Consider the following 15,532-nt stretch of genomic DNA (forward strand, 5'->3'; position numbering starts at 1 on the left):
GGTACCCTACCTGCCCTGATCCTGACGCCGCCCCGGCCACGCCCCGGTGGACCACAGCGCCCACACCACCAGCAGCGGCTGGAAGAAGAGGCGGGTCAGCCGCGCCCCATCGGAGTTCAGCCCGAAGGCGTCGGTGCGCGTGAGGTACTGCGAGACGTTGCCGGGAAAGACGGCGACGAAAAAGGCGGCCACCACCCAGCCCACGGCCACCCGCTGGCGCGGCAGGGCGAGCAGGGACGTGCCCAGCACGATCTCCACGACGCCGGAGGCCAGCACCACGAAGTCAGGGTCCAGCGGCAGCCACGTCGGCACCTGGGCCCGAAACTCCTGCCGAAGGGTCGTCAGGTGCCCCACGCCCGCCAGGATCAGCCCCCCACCCAGCAGGAGGCGGGCCAGCGTGCGGGCCCAGGAGGTCGGGGGCCGGGCGCTTCTCAAGCCGCCTCCGCCTGCTCCTTCCTCCGCCGCCTCGTCCTCGGCGTCCTGAGGGTCTTCTCGCTCTCCAGCATCCGCTTCAGGGCGGCCTCGGCGCGGGTCAGGCCCTCCAGGTCGGGCTCGGTGCGGCCTGCCCGCGGCTCGTAGTCGTCGAGGACCTTGCCCTCCTGGTAACGGTCGAAGATGACGGGGCAGATGTAGCTGCCGCGCGTGACGGCGGGCGTGTTCCCCAGGTCCTCGGCGACGAACTTCACGCACTCCACCAGCGTCTTGCGGGCCTGGCGCTCGCTCTCCGGCGCTCCCGCCTCGGCCAGGAATTCGGCGGCGACGAGGGTGCCGCCCCAGGTGCGGAAGTCCTTGGCGGTGAAGGGGCCGACCACCTCGCGCAGATAGGCGTTGAGGTCGGGGGCCCTCACGCGCAGGCGGGTGCCGTCCTCCTCCACGCTCTGAAAGAGCCAGGGGCCGGGCAGTTCGAGGAGCCGCGCGATGTTGGCGGCCAGGGTGCGGTCGCGGATGACCCGGTGCTGGTGAACCCCGTGCTTGCCCCGGAAGGTGAAGGTCACGGTTCCGCCCTCCACCTTGACGTGGCGCTGGCGCAGGGTGGAGAGGCCGTAGGTCTTGTGCGCCCGCGCGTAGGCGTCGCTCCCCACCCGGAAGTGGGCGACGTGCAGCAGGCGGGTCATCAGCGCCAGCACTTTGCGCCGGGGCAGGCCGGAGAGGCGCAGGTCCGAGGCCGTCACCATCCGCAGGGTCGGCAGCGCGTCGGCGAAGCGCGTGAGCCGCTGCCACTTCTTGAGCGCCCCCGCCTGCATGAAATCGGGGTGGTAGCGGTACTGGAGCCGCCCAGCGGCGTCCCGCCCAAACGCCTGCAACTCGGCGTCGGGGTCAGGGGAGACGAACACGCCCTCGTAGGCGGGGGGCACGGCGAGGGCGGCGATGCGAAGGGTGCCCTCCTCGTCCGTGTACTCTTCCCCGTCGGGCCAGAAGTAGCGGAAGGCTTTGGGGTCGTTCCCCTCGCGGCGCAGGTACTCGTCTTGGAGGAGTTCGGTGCGGGAGGGCATTACTCGGCCTCCGCTTCAAGGCCGTGATAAAGAGTCACGTATCCTTCTGCCCAATGGTCATTGCCCAGCTCGTAAGCATCTATGAAGCCCTCCAGGCGATCCCGAAAGCCTGGCTGGAGGGAAAGTCTTCCCACGGCGGCTTCTGCTGAGGCGTGATCAGGGTAAACACCAATCATCTTGACGTCTTCACTACCATCTTCATGCTCGTTTACATGCTGCACGACGAAAACTTCCGTCATTCCTCCGCCTTCTCCGGGAGTTGCCAGTCAATCGGCGTTTCCCCCGCCTCCTCCAGCGCGGCGTTTACCTTGGAAAAGGGCTTGGTGCCCAGGAACTTCGCCACGCTCAGGGGGCTGGGGTGCGCCGACTCGATGATGACATGCTGCTTGCCCGTGATGAGCTTCGCCTTCTTGCGGGCGTAGGCACCCCACAGGACGAAGACCACCCGCTGCGGCTTGGCGTTCACGGCGCGGATCACGGCGTCGGTGAAACTTTCCCACCCCTTCCCCGCGTGGCTGTTGGGCTCAGCCTGCCGCACGGTGAGGACGGCGTTGAGGAGCAACACGCCCTGGCGCGCCCACGGCACGAGGTAACCGTGCTTGGGTGGCTTGAAGCCCACATCGTCGCGCAGCTCCTTGTAGATGTTCTGGAGGCTGGGCGGCGGGCGCACCCCGGGCCGCACGCTGAAGCTCAGGCCGTGCGCCTGCCCCGCCCCGTGGTAGGGGTCCTGGCCGAGGATGAGGACCTTGACCCCGTCGTAGGGCGTGTAGGCGAGCGCGTTGAACACGTCCCCTTCCGCCGGGTAGACGGGCCCCGCCTCACGCTCACGGGCCACGAAGGCGAGGAGGTCACGGAAGAAGGGCTTGGCGGTCTCTCCGGCAAGCACCTCGTCCCAGCCGCCGGGGAGGTAGATGGTGGGGGCGGCGTCCGGCTGTGGCGGCGGGTCGAACAGGCTGGGCTGGTCGGTCATGGGGTCCTCTCCTTCGGGCGGCTGGGCGCTCCACTCACCCCGCAAGTCTCCCCTACCTGCCGGGCGCGGACGGTACGAACCTGCCCGTCTTCAAGAAAAGGTGAAGCGGGCCACCCGGGAGGCAGGCGGCCCGCGTCGTGCTGTAAGACCTACTTCACCCGCACCCGAAAGGCGAACTTCAGGGTCTCGCCCCGCCGCAACTCGCCCACCGTCCAGCGGACGTGGGTGTAGGTGGAGACCAGAGCCACCGCCTCGCGCGTGACGGTCTGGCCGTTCTCGCTGATCGTCACGGCCCGCCTGGGGGCGGCGCTGAAGGTCCGGCCGCCGTCGATGCTGTACTCCACCCGCCAGCGGTTCGTGTTCGCGGTGACCTCACCCATGAACTCGGTGCCGCGCGGCACGGGCACGCCCACGAAGACGCGCCGCACACGCTCGCCGCCGACATTGCTCACGCTGACCTGCTCGCGCAGCAGGTCGCCCGGCACGACCGTCTTCACGTTCGGCACCATCTGTTCGACCGCCTGCCCGCCCTGCTGGACCCGCCGCACGAGGTCCTGGGTGAGCGTGAACTGGACGCGGGGCCGGGCCGTGGGCGCCGGGCTCGTCTCCGCCCGGGCAGCGGGGGCCGGAAGCAGACAGGCGAGCGCGAGGACAAGTGGGGCGGCGTGCTTCAAAGAACAACCTCCGGGAAAAAGACCCGACGACCCGAAGAGGATTCCAAGTCGTCGGTCACACGTCAGCGACGTGAAGCACTCGGCACGTCAGACGCCCAGCCGCCCCGAGGTCGCCTTCTCGACCGGCGTGCCGCTCGTCCCGTCGAAGGCGTCGATCTCCTCGATGAAGCGGTCGAAGAGGTAGCGGCTGTCGTGCGGCCCCGGGCTCGCCTCCGGGTGGTACTGCACCGAGAAGACGGGGTAACGGCTGTGCGCCATGCCCTCCAGCGTGCCGTCGTTGAGGTTGACGTGCGTGGCGACGAAGGCGCCATTCGGGATCGACGCGATGTCCACCGCGTACCCGTGGTTCTGGGAGGTGATCTCCACGTTCCCGGTCAGCAGGTTCTTGACGGGCTGGTTCCCCCCCCGGTGCCCGAACTTCATCTTGAAGGTCTGTCCGCCCGCCGCCAGCCCCAGAATCTGGTGCCCCAGGCAGATGCCGAAGGTAGGCAGCAGGCCCATCAACTCCCAGGCGGTCTTGTGCGCGTACTCCAGCGGGGCCGGGTCGCCGGGGCCGTTGCTGAGGAAGAGGCCGTGCGGTTGCAGGGCCATGATCTGCGCCGGGGTGGTGTGCGCGGGCACGACAATGGGCTCGATGCCCACCTCCGCCAGCCGCTCGATGATGGTGTGCTTGATCCCGAAGTCCATCAGCACGACGCGCTTGCCGTGCCGCAGGGTCGGGAAGGCGTAGGGCAGGGAGGTCGTGACCTCGCGGGTCATGTCGTGCCCGTCGATGTCCTGGTGGTCACGCGCCCGCCCCACATAGACCTGCTCCTCGGCGGGCGAGAACTCGCCGTAGGGGTCCTCCGGGTGGGTGTACGAGCGGTGCGCGATCACGCCCTTGACCACGCCGCCCGACCGCAACCGCCGCACGAGCGCGCGGGTGTCGATGCCCTGGATGCTCACCACGCCGTACTGCTGCATGAAGGCTTCCAGCGACTGCTGGGCGCGGTGGTTGGAATACTCGCCGGAGAACTCGCGGGAGATGAAGCCGCGCACGTAGGGCTTGTTGCTCTCCATGTCGTAGATCGCCACCCCGTAGTTCCCGACGTGCGGGTAGGTGATGGTCACGATCTGCCCGTTGTACGAGGGATCGGTCATGATCTCCTGGTACCCCGTCATGGAGGTGTTGAACACCACCTCGCCGACCGTCTCACCGCGGTGCCCGAAGGCGTAGCCGCGGTACACGGTGCCGTCTTCGAGGGCAAGGATGGCGCGTTCTTTTCTGATCATAGGGGGCCTCCATACCGGCTCACGGGCCGGGTTTCATGGTGGGTGGTCTGTCAGCCGTCAGCTTTCAGTGGCAGAGGGTAGCAGGGCGGGTGTGGACCGAATGTCAGTCCTGCCGGAACACCTCTGCTCAAGCGAACGCCTCAAGCGGCTGCCCCTCGCAAAAAAGCACAGGAACTCCATGCTCGGGGTCAAGCTCCGTCGCATACGTCATGCGGACGCAGCGTGGGTCCTGGCCCTCAACTAACAGCGATTCGAGGCGAAAATCGTCGAAATACTCAGCCTCGCTCATCCGGAAGTAAGGCGCGACCCACGGAGCGGGGCGACCGTCCTCCTCCAACAGGCCGTAACGGTCCGGTCGGGTCAGCACCTCGTTTCGCACGAACGCCACAGCCAGCCGCTTCAGCTTTTCGGCATCTCTGACCGCCGTACGCATGAGGTCGAGTTGGGCAGACGACGGGATTTGACCTTCCATCCCTCGGAAGTAACCCCGAACAACACCATCCGCGGTGACGGTTTCAAAGGAGAAACTTTCAGACGACTGCCGGACGGTCCCCAGCACATCGTCGAGGAACTGCCTCACCCCAGCTCCTTGTACATCGCTATCTCATTGCAATTCTCGAAGAACGCGCACCGCTGGCACTCGCTCCAGACCTTCGGGTGCAGGTTCGTCTTCTCGATCCGCGCGAAGCCGCACTTCTCGAAAAAGCCCTGCTGGTACGTCCACGCGAAAAGGGCGGGCAGGGCGATCTCGCGCGCCTCCCGCTCACAGGCCTCGACGAGTTGTTTGCCCAGCCCCCGCCCCTGCATGTTGGGATGGATGGCGAGGCCGCGCACCTCCGCGAGGTCGGGCGCGAGCATGTGCAGGCCGCAGACGCCCGCGAGCCCGCCCGGCCTGCCCCCGTGAGGCTCGGCGAGGACGAGGTGGAAGTCGCGGATAGTCTCGGCGAGGAGAGCTTTGGAGCGCACCAACATCAGCCCGCGCGCCGCCCAGTAGCCGATCAGCTCGTGGATGGCGTCGATGTCCGAGAGGCGGGCTTTCCGTGTGCTCAGCGGCGCCTGCGGGTGCAGGTCGGGAACGGCGATGGAGTCGAGGGAAAGGAGGGTCATGGGTGACCCCCGGGTGTGGGCTGTGGGCCGTGGGTTGTGGGAACGGCTTGCCCTACGACCCACAACCTACGTCCCACCCCCCCCCCTACGCCTTGCTCGCCGCCCGGTCCAGCGGCCGCATCCAGGTCGTGCCGCCGGGGCGCTCGCTGCGGGCGCGGTAGGCGCGAATCTGGGGCGCGTTCGGCAACTCGCCCATCACCACGGCGAGGGGCACTTGCTGGAAGCCGAAGGAGGCCCAGTCGCCCCCCTTGCTGAACATGTAGATCGCCCGGTCGCCCCGGCCCTGGGCGTACTGCACGGCGCCCATCACCAGTCGGCGGCCCAGCCCGCTGCCCCGCGCACTCGGCAAGACTGCCGCGCCCCGCAGCAGCGAGGCCCCGTCCCCGTGTTCCAGGCCGATGGCGCCCACGGGCTGAGCGCCGCGCGTGGCGATCCAGTAGGTCGTGCCCTCGGCGAGGGCCGCTTCCGTCTCCAGCCCGGCCTCCTGCATCACGCGGGTGACGGTCTCCTTGTCCTCGGGGCCAGCGAGCCGAATCTGCACATTCTGGTCGGTCATGGGAACTTCCTCCGTGGGGGGTGTCCTCCCGGAAACCCACGCGGGCGTCCGGAAGGGCGGAATTGTGCGTGGGGGAAGCATAGCGCAGGTCGGTCACCATGACTTCAGGCTCCCTCCGGCCAGGAAGGCACGCCCAGGGTCCGCATCCAGCCCACCTCGTCTTTCAGCCACCCCCGGCCCTCGCCGCTGATCACCTGCGGCGTGTCCGGCAGGGCGGCGGCCACCGTCTCGGGCGGCACCCGCGTGAAGCCGAACTGCTCCCAGAAAGGTCCCGCGTCGCTGGAAAAGAGATATACCGCCCGGTCGCCGCGCAGGGTCGCCTGGGTCAGCGCGCTCGTCGCCAGGGCCCGCCCGAGTCCCTGCCGCCGCGCGTGGGGCAGCACGGTCGCCGAGCGGATCAGACTTGCCCCCTCCCCGTGCTCCAGACCGATGCACCCGGCGGGCCGCCCGTCGAGGTCGGCGATCCAGTACGTCGAGCCCTCAAACGTCGCCGTGATCGCGCCGCGCTCGTGGCTCAGGCCCACCGCCAGGATCAGGTCACGCAGGGTGTCGAGGTCGGTTGCCGTCGTGGCCTGGCGGAGCTTGACGTGGGTGCCTTGGTCCAGGGTCATAGGAACCCTCCCGTGGGGTGAGGCGGTGACTGCCGTGCCGCCTTGAGGAAATAGCGGAGACCCGCCCCCGCCGAGGCGTCCGTGTTCCAGCGGGGGATGACGTGCAGGTGAACGTGGGGGATGTGCTGACCCCCCGCCGGAAAAACGTTCCAGCCCACCGTGTACCCGTCGGGTCTCACGGTCGAGTCGAGGTGCGCCCGGACTTCGGCGAGCAGGGCGTGGGTCGCGGCGGCCTCCCCGGGGGTGAGGTCGAAGACGGTGGCGCAGGGCCGTTTGGTGACGATCAGGCCGGAGTGGGGCAGGCCTTCCGCGTAACGGCTGTCCTGGGTGTAGACGCAAAGGTCGTTTTCGAGGGTCACTTCACCGCCCGCAAAGTCGGCCTGGGTCGAGAGCGGGTTCTCGTCGGGACGGGTCAGCCAGTGCGCCCACTCCGCCTCCCGCCGCGCGAGCAGGGTGCCGTCCAGGTCCACGACGACCTTCATCCCAGCGCCGCCTTCGCCGCCTCGACGGCTTCTCGCACCCGTTCGGGCGCCGTGCCGCCGTAGCTCTGCCGGCCCCGCACGCTCTCCTCCACGGTCAGGCGACGGGCGACTTCCGCGCTCAGCAGGGGGTGGGCCGCCCGCAGCTCGGCGTCGGTGAGGTCCCACAGTGGCCGACCCGAGCGGCTGGCGAGGCCCACCAGCCCGCCCACGACCTCGTGCGCCTCGCGGAAGGGGACGCCCTGGCGGGCCAGGAAGTCCGCCACGTCCGTCGCGGTCGAGAAGCCGCGCGCCGCCGCCTTCTTTGTCACGTCCGGGTGCCAGACGCTCTTGGGCAGCATGTCGGCGTACAGGCGCAAGATGATGCTGAGGGTGTCGTAGGAGTCGAACACGCCCTCCTTGTCCTCCTGAAGGTCCTTGTTGTAGGCGAGCGGCGTGCCCTTCACCACCGTCAGCAGGCCCATCAGGTTCCCGAAGACGCGGCCCGCCTTGCCCCGCGCGAGTTCGGAGACGTCGGGGTTCTTCTTCTGCGGCATGATCGAGGAGCCGGTCGTGTGCGAGTCGGGCAGGGTCAGAAAGCCGAACTCGAAGGTCGAGGAGAGGATGAGTTCTTCCGACAGGCGCGAGAGGTGCGCGGCGAGGATCGCGCAGGCCGACAGGAATTCGAGCGCGAAGTCCCGGCTCCCCACCCCGTCGAGGGAGTTGGCGGTCGGGCGGGCGAAGCCGAGGGCGGCGGCGGTCGCGTGGCGGTCGATGGGCCAGGGCGTTCCAGCGAGTGCGGATGAACCCAGCGGCGACTCGTCCATCCGCTCGGCGGCGTCGCGGAAACGGCCCTCGTCGCGCTCCAGCATAGCGGCGTAGGCCATGAACCAGTGAGAGAGGAGGATGGGCTGGGCGACTTGAAGGTGGGTGTAGCCGGGGAGGATGACCGGCTCTCCCCCATCCGAGGTGAGATGCTTCTCGGCCTCCGCCACCATGACGGCCCGCAGCGCCCGCGTCTTCCCCGCCAGATCGAGCGCCGCCTCCTTCGTAAAGAGCCGGAAGTCCACCGCCACCTGATCGTTGCGGCTTCTCGCCGTGTGGAGCTTGCCCGCCACCGGCCCGATCCGGTCACGCAGCGCGGCCTCGACGTTCATGTGCACGTCCTCGCGGTCGAGCCTCCACTCGAAGGCCCCGGCGCGGATATCGGTGAGCACATCGCTCAGCCCGTCACCTATCTGCGTCACCTCGTCTGGGGTCAGGATGCCGACCTGCCCGAGCATCGCCACGTGCGCGAGCGAGCCGCGGATGTCCTGCTCGGCGAGGCGCTGGTCGAAGGGCACGGAGGCGTTGAAGAGTTCCACCAGGCCGTCGGTGGCTTCGGCAAAGCGTCCGCCCCAGAGTTTTTTGTCTTGCGTGGATTGGGTCATGTGTGGAGTTCCTTGGGAGCGGTCAGCTTTCAGCCTGCCCCAGCTCTGGCACCGCTCCGCTGACGGCTTTCACCAGCACCACCGGCGGCGGGCTGTGCGGGTTCGCGTGCGCGTACACCGCCCCCGCGTCCACCCGGTAGCCCAGGCGCTCGTAGAAGGGGAGGACGGCGAGGTTGTACCGGCTGACGGCGAGGAGGACGCGGGCATACCCGCCCCGCGCGGCCACCTCCTCCACCGCGCGCACGAGGGCGGCGCCGATGCCCTGACCGCGCCTCTCGGGAAGGGTGGCGAGTTTGTTGAGGGTCAGGGTCTCCCGCCCGTCGGGCCGCCAGCCGACACAACCGACGGCCTCTTCCCCGAGGAAGGCGAGGAAGCCGCCCCCCTGCCCCAGGCTCCAGCGCACGTCGTCCACGGTGGTGCGGCTCCAACTGGAGCGCGGGTCCATGCCCGCCGCCATCATCACGGGGTGGAAGACGGGGGCGTCGGCGGGGCGGGCGGGGCGGAGGGTCAAGGTCACGGTGTTTCCCCAAGCGTCAGCCGCATCTCGTTCGTGGGGGTGAAGCCCAGCCGGTCGTAAACGGGTCGCCCGGCCTCGGAGGCGTGCAGCGAGACCGTTTCCACCCCGCGCCGGGCACATTCGGCCAGGAGCTGTTGCAGCATCCGGCGGGCCAGCCCCTGCCCACGGGCGAACGGCCGCACGTACACGTTCAGGAGGTAGGCGCGCGTCACCGGCAGGCTGCGGGGACTGAGTGGGAGGCTCTGCCAGATCACGCCCGCGCCCCCCACGACCTGCCCGCCCTGTTCGGCCAGCACGCCGCTGAAGGAGCCGTCCGCGAGCGCCGCCCGGAACCAGCCCAGGCTCGCGGCGTGGGCCTGGGCCACCCGCTCGGCACCGGACCCCATGTCGAGAAACATCGCGTCCCGCTGTGCCTGGATGGTCTCTGCGTCGGCGGGGAGGGCGGGTCGGAATGTGGTGCCTGTGGGTGAGTTCATCACGCACCCACCCGCTCCCGAATCTGCGCGAGATGGTGGTGAAGGTGCCGGTCGTAGTGCTCCAGCAGTTCCGCCAGCGTCATGGGTTGCCCGCCGTTCAGCCGCCCGACCGTAGCGCAGGCCGAGTGCAACCGATCAGCGGGCAGAAGCGAGGCGAAGCGGGCCAAGTGGAGGTTGTAGGCGTGCCAGAGACTCAGAATTTCGGCCCAGGGGCAGCCCTGCCAGTCCTGCGCGAGGTCCCAGGCGTCCTGGTCCCATAGCGGGAACACGGGGGCGTCTTCCGTCACCATGCGAGCCCAGCGCGCGTGGTTGTTGCAGGCGGAGTCCACCAGATGCCCGAGCACCTGCTTAGGGCTCCAGACGCCGGGGGCAGGCACACGGCTCACCGTCTCCTCGCCCAGGGTCCCGAGCCAGTCATAAATGGCCCCGATCTCCTCCCGCCTCATGCCTCAGACCTTCTCGACTTCCTTCTTGTCCGCCTTCGCCTCCACCCGCGCCTGCACCCGCATCCTGAGGGCGCTCAGCTTGATGAAGGCCCCCGCGTCGTGCTGGTTGTAGTCGCCCCCCGCCTCGAAGGACACGAGGTCCTTGTCGTACAGGCTGCGCGGCGCCTTGCGGCCCACGACGGTGCAGTTGCCCTTGTAGAGCTTCAGCCGGGCCGTGCCCGTCACGCTGTGGGCCACGTGGTCGATGTACACCTGAAGCGCCTCGCGCTCGGGGGCGAACCAGAAGCCGTTGTAGACGAGTTCGGCGTACTTGGGGGCGAGGGCGTCGCGCTGGTGCAGCACCTCGCGGTCCAGGGTCAGGCTCTCCACGGCGCGGCGGGCGTGGTAGAGCAGGGTGCCGCCCGGCGTCTCGTACACGCCGCGCGACTTCATGCCGACGAAGCGGTTCTCCACGAGGTCGATGCGCCCCACGCCGTTGCGCCCTCCGATCTCGTTGGCCCGTTGTAGCAGGGCGGCGGGCGTCAGCCGCTCCCCGTTGATCGCCACCGGGTCGCCGTTCTCGAACTCGACCTCCACGTATTCGGGCTCCTCGGGCGCCTCCTCGGGACTCACCGTCAGCTTGAACATGTGGGCGGGCGGCTCGGCCCAGGGGTCTTCGAGGATGCCGCCCTCGTAGGAGATGTGCAACAGGTTCGCGTCGGTGCTCCAGGGGTCCTTCTGGGTGGTCGGGACGGGGATGCCGTGCTCGCGGGCGAACTGTTCGAGGTCGGCGCGGCCCTGGAACTCCCACTCGCGCCAGGGGGCGACCGTCACCACGTCGGGCTTGAGCGCGTAGGCGGTCATCTCGAAGCGCACCTGATCGTTGCCCTTGCCCGTGGCCCCGTGCGAGACGGCGACGGCGCCCTCCCTCTCGGCAATCTCGACCATCTTCTTGGCGATCAGGGGCCGCGCGATGGAGGTGCCCAGGAGGTAATACCCCTCGTACAGCGCCGAGGAGCGGAACATCGGGAACACGTAGTCGCGGACGAACTCCTCGCGCAGATCCAGCGCGTAAGCGGCCACGGCCCCGGTGTTGAGCGCCTTGACCCGCGCCTCCTCCACCTCGTCGCCCTGGCCGAGGTCGGCGGTAAAGGCCACCACGTCGTAGTCGCGCCCTAGCTGGAGCCACTTGAGGATGATCGAGGTATCAAGGCCGCCGGAGTAGGCGAGGACGATCTTGGGGTTGCTCATGGTTCAATCTTCTCCCAGAAGGGCGAGGGGGCGGCTGAGAAGGCAGCACAAGTCCCCCGGCGTGACACACCCGGCCTCTTTCCGCGAAGGGAGCAGGCCGGGGCGTCAGCGTCGGGGGGAGAGGGTCTGCATGGCTGTATGGATATACGCCGGAGCGTATCTCTATGCAGCGAGGGTAGCAGCCGGGATGGGGGGGGTCAAGGCCGGGTCTGGACAGGCGGGACGGGGCGGCCCGACAAAAACCGCCCCATGACCGCAAGGGGCCGGGGGCGGTGTGGGGAGGAGGGCTCAGCGGAAGGTGTAGTTGAGACCGAGGCGGGCGCTGTAGCCGAGACCGAGGTCGAGTCCACCATCCGCGAGACCGAGGTAAGGGCCGACCGAACCTTCCACAAAGACGCTGATGGGCGTGGTGATCTGGTACTCCAGGCCGAGCAGGCCGTGGGGGTAGACGTACAACTGATTGTTGCTGCCCAACGAGATGTCCGCGCCCAGGCCGAGACCATAGTAGGGGTTGAAGCCCGCCAGCGCCTGACCACCCGGAAACTGGCCCAGGTAGGCCACGTCGCCGCCCAGGCCCAGCGAGCCGCCCCGGAAGAGGTTCACGGCGTTCAGGTTCAAGCTGTACCGCACGCTGGAATTCACGGTGAGGTCGTTGCGGTAGTACACCCCGGAGCTGGTCCCCAGGAACCCACCCACCGAATCAGCGGCGGCGGTCGAGACGGCGGAGAGAGCCAGAAGTCCGAGCAGCGCCTTTTTCATGCAAAAAGCGTACGCCATCCCCCAGGGCCCATGTTCCTGCCTAAACGAACCATCTAGGCCCCGACCCGCGCCGCCCGCTCCAGCCGCTCCAGCGCCCGCCCCAGTTCCTCACGCGACTTGCAGAAGGCGAGCCGGAACAGCCCCTCCGGCGCCGGGTGAGCCACGTAGAAGGCGTCTCCGGGAATCACGGCGACCCCTGCCTCCTCCACCAGCGCCTCGGCGGTCCAGCCCGGATGGCGTGCGTTCAGGAAATAGGTGCCGCTCGGCTCGAACACGGTGGCCCCCACGCTCCGCAGCCCCCCCGCGAGCAACCCCACGCGCTCCCCGTACTCGGCGCGCAGAGCCTCGTAGAAGCCCTCCCGCCGGGCGACGGGCAGGGCCGCGGCGACCGCCACCTGAAAGGGCGTGGGCGCGCAGAAAGACCCCACCTGCCGGATCGCGGCGATGTTGGGCGCCAGCCCCGGCGGGCAGGCGATCCACCCGACCCGCCACCCGGTCGCCTCCAGCCGCTTGCCCGCACTCCCCACCGTGAAGGTGCGTTCGGGGGCGAGGTCGCGCAGGGAGGTGGGCCGCTCCCCGAAGTACAGCTCGTCGTACACCTCGTCGCTGACGATCCACAGGTCGTGCTGACGGGCGAGGGCGACGAGGGCCTCCAGCTCGGCGCGGGTGAACACGGTGCCCGTCGGGTTGTAGGGACTGTTGAGGAGCAGGGCCCGGGTACGCGGGGTGATGGCCGAGCGCACCGCTTCCAGGTCGAGCGTCCAGCCTTCCGAATCGGTCAGCCGCATGGGCACGGTGACGGGCGTGGCCCCGGCCAGCCGCGCCTGGGGCACGTACACGTCGAACACGGGTTCGAGCATCAGCACCTCGTCGCCGGGGCCGTACAGGGCGAGCGCGAGGACGCCCAGCGCCTCGGTCGCCCCGGAGGTCACCACCACGTCCGCTCCGTCCACCCCCAGGTCCGCGCCGATGGCATCCCGGAGCGCGGGCAGCCCCGCCGGGGGCGCGTACTGGTCCGCGGTGCCGACCGCCCGCCGAGCCGCGTCCAGCAAGAAGGCGGGCGGCGGGTCGGAGGGAAAGCCCTGCCCCAGGTTGACGGCCCCGTGCCTGAGCGCGAGGCGGCTCATGTGAGCGAACACGCTCTCCTGGGACGACCGGGCACGCGGCAGGAGTTCAGGCATGGGGGCAGTCTGGGCGCTCACGGACGGGAGCGTGGGCCGTGGGTCAGACAGGGAAGCTCTCGGCCCGTCGCCCAGTGGGACCGCCCGCCCGCCGGGCCCGCCCACGGGACGAAGAGCCGGCATGGGGACAGCGCTGCCGGAATCCCCCTTCACTCCACAGGCCACCCGCCTATCCTCTCCCCGTGCCCCCCTTCCTGCGCGGCCTGACGCTGGGCCTCTCGCTGATTGTCGCCATCGGGCCGCAGAACGCCTTCGTGCTGAGGCAGGGGTTGACGCGGCGGTACGGCTTGCTGGCGGCGCTGGTGTGCTCGCTGGCGGATACGGTGCTGATCGCCTTCGGGGTCCTCGGCGTCGGGGCACTCCTCGCGCGGTCTCCGGCGCTCGTCACCCTCGGGACGCTGGCGGGTGCCGCCTTTCTGCTCTGGTACGGGGGACGCTCCTTCCGGTCGGCCCGCCATCCAGGGACGCTCCAGACCGAGGGGCAGGCCGCTCAGACACCGGCCACTGTGATCGCCACCGCTGCGGCCTTCAGCCTCCTCAACCTGCACGCGATCCTTGACACCGTGGTCCTGATCGGTGGGGCGAGCGCGGGGCTGAACAGCACAGGCCGCACCGCCTTCCTCCTCGGCACGGTCCTCGCCTCATGGACATGGTTTTTCGCCCTTGCCCTGCTCGCGGGCCGCCTCGCGCCGCTGATGCGCTCGCCCCGGGCGTGGCAGGTGCTGGACGTGCTGATCGGGGTGGTGATGTGGGCGATTGCGGGGGGGTTGGTGGGAAGCATGGTTTCAGGAGGTTGAGGCGGCCAGGTCGTCGAGGTGGGCGTACAGAACATACGTGCGCCACACGGGCAGACCACAGCCGAAGAAATCCTGATCCTCCGTCCATACGTCCGCGTTCAGGGCGAGCGCGAGGGCGACGGTGGGCCAGTCGTCGGGGTCTTGGGGGATGCGAAGGAGGGCCTGGGGCTCGAAGGCCTCGTATTGAATGGGGCGGACGACGGTGACGTTGCTCTCGTAAGCGTAGATCGCCTCTTCGCGCAGGGCTTGAAGGGCGCCGTCGGAAAGGTTTGAATGGCCCGATAAATGGGTCAGGCGGCGGCTCAGTTCGTACCTGAACTCGTCGTCTACCCGCGCCGTCACAAAGAGGTCGAACGCAGGTGAAGCGAGACGCGGACGCCCCCGCGAGCGCAAACATTCGCTCACGAGCACATTCGTGTCTGTGACGAGCAGCATCAGTGGGGGGCTTCGAGGAGGATGTTTTCAAGTTCCTCTACAGTGAGGCCCGCCTCACGCGCCGTCCGCTCTACTGCCGCGTCCAGACGTGCCATAGCTTCACGCCGCTTCTCAGGGTCCTTGCGAACGACCGGCGTGTAGAAACCGATGGGTTTTCCATGCCGCTCAATGACCAACGGCTCCCCACGCGCCAGAAGCTGCGTCGCCTTGTCCTTGAACTCCTTGATCCCCACCCGCTTGACGGCCATACCGGACCTCCTGGGAAGTGGACACTAGTATAGCCAGAATTAGGAGGGCCGTTGGCGCAAGCCGTCAACGTACCGCGCCGCCCACACCAGCACCGCGTCAACGTCCTCCCGCTCCAAATCCGGGTAGTCCACCAGAATCTCGTCCACGCCCACCCCCGCCCCCAGCAACTCCAGCACGTCGCTCACCCGAATCCGCATCCCGCGAATGCAGGGGCGCCCGCCGCACTGGGAGGGGTTGATGGTGATGCGGTCGAGAAGGGTCATACCTGCCGTTTAACCGATCTACAACGGTCCAGCTAGGGCGAAAGCGGGGCGTAGGCTGAACTGCTCAGGCAATTTCTCTTGCAAAGCTGCATTATGGGAGCAGTATGGATGCAAACGTATTTCTCGCGGATATTCAGGAGTGGACAGATACAGATTTAGTCTTCTCCAGTATCAAGAACCAAGAAGCAAGGGGCAATCTCTGCTGTATCTCGATAAGCTATGACTTGGCACAACAAATTTCTACTTCCGCACTCGCTGGCACTTTGTCCATTATCCGAGACAGTTGGCAAAAGCGACTGGCTGAGTATGGCAAGAGCACAGGGAACTTTTACGCCTACCTTGACGAGCAGGCCTCTCAACTTCGGTTCAGCTTAATTTCCGGTGTCGAGAGTTCATTGCCCTTTGGATGTCCGGTTGACGATTCAGCTACCCTAGAAGAAATCGTGGCGAACTTTCTGAACTGGCCGTATCTGGAAGGAATTCCATTTTCAGAGTTGCGCGAAGCTCACGAGGACGCTGGGCGAGAGGAGGCACTTCCAATGGTGCGCGTCTACAGAGCGGTCCTGGAGGCCCCACTCAACTGAGCGTGCATACTCATACACACCACT

23 protein-coding genes are annotated in these 15,532 nt (G+C 68.1%); 2 read left to right on the forward strand and 21 right to left on the reverse strand.

All coding sequences use genetic code 11. The features are described from left to right. Positions 1-6 precede the first annotated feature (6 nt). From IC605_RS07655 to IC605_RS07740, 18 genes are all read right to left on the reverse strand, one after another. Positions 7-435, reverse strand: a complete 429-nt coding sequence (locus IC605_RS07655) for a DoxX family protein (protein WP_216321261.1) — start codon at positions 433-435, stop codon at positions 7-9. Beyond that, on the reverse strand, positions 432-1,493 hold the full coding sequence (locus IC605_RS07660; RefSeq protein ID WP_216321263.1) for a DNA topoisomerase IB: 1,062 nt from the start codon (positions 1,491-1,493) through the stop codon (positions 432-434). The genes IC605_RS07655 and IC605_RS07660 overlap by 4 nt, the downstream gene beginning before the upstream one ends. Beyond that, positions 1,493-1,732 carry a DUF7336 domain-containing protein gene (locus IC605_RS07665; RefSeq protein ID WP_216321266.1) on the reverse strand — a complete coding sequence of 80 codons (240 nt, stop codon included), beginning with the start codon at positions 1,730-1,732 and terminating at the stop codon, positions 1,493-1,495. Before IC605_RS07665 ends, IC605_RS07660 begins: the two co-directional genes overlap by 1 nt. Beyond that, on the reverse strand, positions 1,729-2,463 hold the full coding sequence (locus IC605_RS07670; protein WP_216321268.1) for a uracil-DNA glycosylase: 735 nt from the start codon (positions 2,461-2,463) through the stop codon (positions 1,729-1,731). Before IC605_RS07670 ends, IC605_RS07665 begins: the two co-directional genes overlap by 4 nt. A gap of 149 nt (positions 2,464-2,612) precedes the next feature. Continuing rightward, positions 2,613-3,137: a hypothetical protein gene (locus IC605_RS07675; RefSeq protein ID WP_216321270.1), complete on the reverse strand. Its 525-nt coding sequence runs from the start codon at positions 3,135-3,137 to the stop codon at positions 2,613-2,615. 87 nt (positions 3,138-3,224) lie between these two features. Beyond that, the gene (gene carA / locus IC605_RS07680; protein ID WP_216321275.1) at positions 3,225-4,409 is read right to left on the reverse strand and encodes a glutamine-hydrolyzing carbamoyl-phosphate synthase small subunit; all 1,185 of its coding nucleotides are present in this window, start codon (positions 4,407-4,409) and stop codon (positions 3,225-3,227) included. 127 nt (positions 4,410-4,536) lie between these two features. Then, positions 4,537-4,989 (reverse strand): hypothetical protein, encoded by a 453-nt coding sequence (locus tag IC605_RS07685; protein WP_216321278.1) that lies wholly within the window; start codon positions 4,987-4,989, stop codon positions 4,537-4,539. Beyond that, entirely contained in the window at positions 4,986-5,516 is a 531-nt protein-coding gene (locus IC605_RS07690; RefSeq protein ID WP_216321282.1) for an N-acetyltransferase, read from the reverse strand. The genes IC605_RS07685 and IC605_RS07690 overlap by 4 nt, the downstream gene beginning before the upstream one ends. A gap of 85 nt (positions 5,517-5,601) precedes the next feature. Next, on the reverse strand, positions 5,602-6,072 hold the full coding sequence (locus IC605_RS07695) for a GNAT family N-acetyltransferase (protein ID WP_216321285.1): 471 nt from the start codon (positions 6,070-6,072) through the stop codon (positions 5,602-5,604). A 104-nt stretch (positions 6,073-6,176) separates the two neighbouring features. Further along, positions 6,177-6,683 (reverse strand): GNAT family N-acetyltransferase, encoded by a 507-nt coding sequence (locus IC605_RS07700; protein WP_216321288.1) that lies wholly within the window; start codon positions 6,681-6,683, stop codon positions 6,177-6,179. Then, positions 6,680-7,165: an HIT family protein gene (locus tag IC605_RS07705; RefSeq protein WP_216321290.1), complete on the reverse strand. Its 486-nt coding sequence runs from the start codon at positions 7,163-7,165 to the stop codon at positions 6,680-6,682. The genes IC605_RS07700 and IC605_RS07705 overlap by 4 nt, the downstream gene beginning before the upstream one ends. Continuing rightward, positions 7,162-8,571: an argininosuccinate lyase gene (argH, locus tag IC605_RS07710; protein WP_216321293.1), complete on the reverse strand. Its 1,410-nt coding sequence runs from the start codon at positions 8,569-8,571 to the stop codon at positions 7,162-7,164. Before argH ends, IC605_RS07705 begins: the two co-directional genes overlap by 4 nt. A gap of 22 nt (positions 8,572-8,593) precedes the next feature. After that, complete coding sequence (locus tag IC605_RS07715) at positions 8,594-9,088, reverse strand: GNAT family N-acetyltransferase (RefSeq protein WP_216321295.1); 495 nt, start codon at positions 9,086-9,088, stop codon at positions 8,594-8,596. Then, positions 9,085-9,564 (reverse strand): GNAT family N-acetyltransferase, encoded by a 480-nt coding sequence (locus tag IC605_RS07720; RefSeq protein ID WP_246580561.1) that lies wholly within the window; start codon positions 9,562-9,564, stop codon positions 9,085-9,087. Before IC605_RS07720 ends, IC605_RS07715 begins: the two co-directional genes overlap by 4 nt. Next, positions 9,564-10,010 carry a DinB family protein gene (locus tag IC605_RS07725; protein WP_216321298.1) on the reverse strand — a complete coding sequence of 149 codons (447 nt, stop codon included), beginning with the start codon at positions 10,008-10,010 and terminating at the stop codon, positions 9,564-9,566. Before IC605_RS07725 ends, IC605_RS07720 begins: the two co-directional genes overlap by 1 nt. Before the next feature lie 3 nt (positions 10,011-10,013). Beyond that, entirely contained in the window at positions 10,014-11,240 is a 1,227-nt protein-coding gene (locus IC605_RS07730) for an argininosuccinate synthase (RefSeq protein WP_216321301.1), read from the reverse strand. Positions 11,241-11,528: 288 nt separating this feature from the next. Next, positions 11,529-11,999 (reverse strand): hypothetical protein, encoded by a 471-nt coding sequence (locus tag IC605_RS07735; protein WP_216321304.1) that lies wholly within the window; start codon positions 11,997-11,999, stop codon positions 11,529-11,531. Between the two features lie 53 nt (positions 12,000-12,052). Continuing rightward, on the reverse strand, positions 12,053-13,180 hold the full coding sequence (locus tag IC605_RS07740; RefSeq protein WP_216321307.1) for a pyridoxal phosphate-dependent aminotransferase: 1,128 nt from the start codon (positions 13,178-13,180) through the stop codon (positions 12,053-12,055). Positions 13,181-13,362: 182 nt separating this feature from the next. On the opposite strand from IC605_RS07740, the gene IC605_RS07745 reads away from it, so the two are divergent. Beyond that, entirely contained in the window at positions 13,363-13,977 is a 615-nt protein-coding gene (locus IC605_RS07745) for a LysE/ArgO family amino acid transporter (RefSeq protein WP_216321309.1), read from the forward strand. Here IC605_RS07745 and IC605_RS07750 read toward each other — a convergent pair. The 3 genes from IC605_RS07750 to IC605_RS07760 are packed head-to-tail and all read right to left on the reverse strand — an operon-like array spanning position 13,966 to position 14,924. Then, complete coding sequence (locus tag IC605_RS07750) at positions 13,966-14,412, reverse strand: PIN domain-containing protein (RefSeq protein ID WP_216321311.1); 447 nt, start codon at positions 14,410-14,412, stop codon at positions 13,966-13,968. The genes IC605_RS07745 and IC605_RS07750 overlap by 12 nt on opposite strands. After that, positions 14,412-14,660 (reverse strand): hypothetical protein, encoded by a 249-nt coding sequence (locus IC605_RS07755; protein WP_216321313.1) that lies wholly within the window; start codon positions 14,658-14,660, stop codon positions 14,412-14,414. The genes IC605_RS07750 and IC605_RS07755 overlap by 1 nt, the downstream gene beginning before the upstream one ends. Before the next feature lie 39 nt (positions 14,661-14,699). Beyond that, a complete protein-coding gene (locus IC605_RS07760; protein ID WP_216321315.1) occupies positions 14,700-14,924 on the reverse strand; it encodes a DUF433 domain-containing protein in 225 nt (74 codons plus the stop codon). A gap of 104 nt (positions 14,925-15,028) precedes the next feature. Between IC605_RS07760 and IC605_RS07765 the strand changes: the two genes are divergently transcribed. Beyond that, positions 15,029-15,508 (forward strand): hypothetical protein, encoded by a 480-nt coding sequence (locus IC605_RS07765; protein WP_216321318.1) that lies wholly within the window; start codon positions 15,029-15,031, stop codon positions 15,506-15,508. The last annotated feature ends 24 nt before the right edge of the window (positions 15,509-15,532 follow it).

The organism is Deinococcus aestuarii (assembly GCF_018863415.1).
GTDB lineage: Bacteria > Deinococcota > Deinococci > Deinococcales > Deinococcaceae > Deinococcus > Deinococcus aestuarii.

Excerpts from the sequence above, each read along its gene's own strand:
- IC605_RS07660 (WP_216321263.1), bottom strand. The coding sequence starts at position 1,493 with ATGCCCTCCCGCACCGAACTCCTCCAAGACGAGTACCTGCGCCGCGAG.
- IC605_RS07665 (WP_216321266.1), bottom strand. The coding sequence starts at position 1,732 with ATGACGGAAGTTTTCGTCGTGCAGCATGTAAACGAGCATGAAGATGGT.
- IC605_RS07670 (WP_216321268.1), bottom strand. The coding sequence starts at position 2,463 with ATGACCGACCAGCCCAGCCTGTTCGACCCGCCGCCACAGCCGGACGCC.
- carA (WP_216321275.1), bottom strand. The coding sequence starts at position 4,409 with ATGATCAGAAAAGAACGCGCCATCCTTGCCCTCGAAGACGGCACCGTG.
- IC605_RS07690 (WP_216321282.1), bottom strand. The coding sequence starts at position 5,516 with ATGACCCTCCTTTCCCTCGACTCCATCGCCGTTCCCGACCTGCACCCG.
- IC605_RS07695 (WP_216321285.1), bottom strand. The coding sequence starts at position 6,072 with ATGACCGACCAGAATGTGCAGATTCGGCTCGCTGGCCCCGAGGACAAG.
- IC605_RS07700 (WP_216321288.1), bottom strand. The coding sequence starts at position 6,683 with ATGACCCTGGACCAAGGCACCCACGTCAAGCTCCGCCAGGCCACGACG.
- IC605_RS07705 (WP_216321290.1), bottom strand. The coding sequence starts at position 7,165 with ATGAAGGTCGTCGTGGACCTGGACGGCACCCTGCTCGCGCGGCGGGAG.
- argH (WP_216321293.1), bottom strand. The coding sequence starts at position 8,571 with ATGACCCAATCCACGCAAGACAAAAAACTCTGGGGCGGACGCTTTGCC.
- IC605_RS07720 (WP_246580561.1), bottom strand. The coding sequence starts at position 9,564 with ATGAACTCACCCACAGGCACCACATTCCGACCCGCCCTCCCCGCCGAC.
- IC605_RS07725 (WP_216321298.1), bottom strand. The coding sequence starts at position 10,010 with ATGAGGCGGGAGGAGATCGGGGCCATTTATGACTGGCTCGGGACCCTG.
- IC605_RS07730 (WP_216321301.1), bottom strand. The coding sequence starts at position 11,240 with ATGAGCAACCCCAAGATCGTCCTCGCCTACTCCGGCGGCCTTGATACC.
- IC605_RS07735 (WP_216321304.1), bottom strand. The coding sequence starts at position 11,999 with ATGAAAAAGGCGCTGCTCGGACTTCTGGCTCTCTCCGCCGTCTCGACC.
- IC605_RS07740 (WP_216321307.1), bottom strand. The coding sequence starts at position 13,180 with ATGCCTGAACTCCTGCCGCGTGCCCGGTCGTCCCAGGAGAGCGTGTTC.
- IC605_RS07750 (WP_216321311.1), bottom strand. The coding sequence starts at position 14,412 with ATGCTGCTCGTCACAGACACGAATGTGCTCGTGAGCGAATGTTTGCGC.
- IC605_RS07755 (WP_216321313.1), bottom strand. The coding sequence starts at position 14,660 with ATGGCCGTCAAGCGGGTGGGGATCAAGGAGTTCAAGGACAAGGCGACG.
- IC605_RS07760 (WP_216321315.1), bottom strand. The coding sequence starts at position 14,924 with ATGACCCTTCTCGACCGCATCACCATCAACCCCTCCCAGTGCGGCGGG.
- IC605_RS07765 (WP_216321318.1), top strand. The coding sequence starts at position 15,029 with ATGGATGCAAACGTATTTCTCGCGGATATTCAGGAGTGGACAGATACA.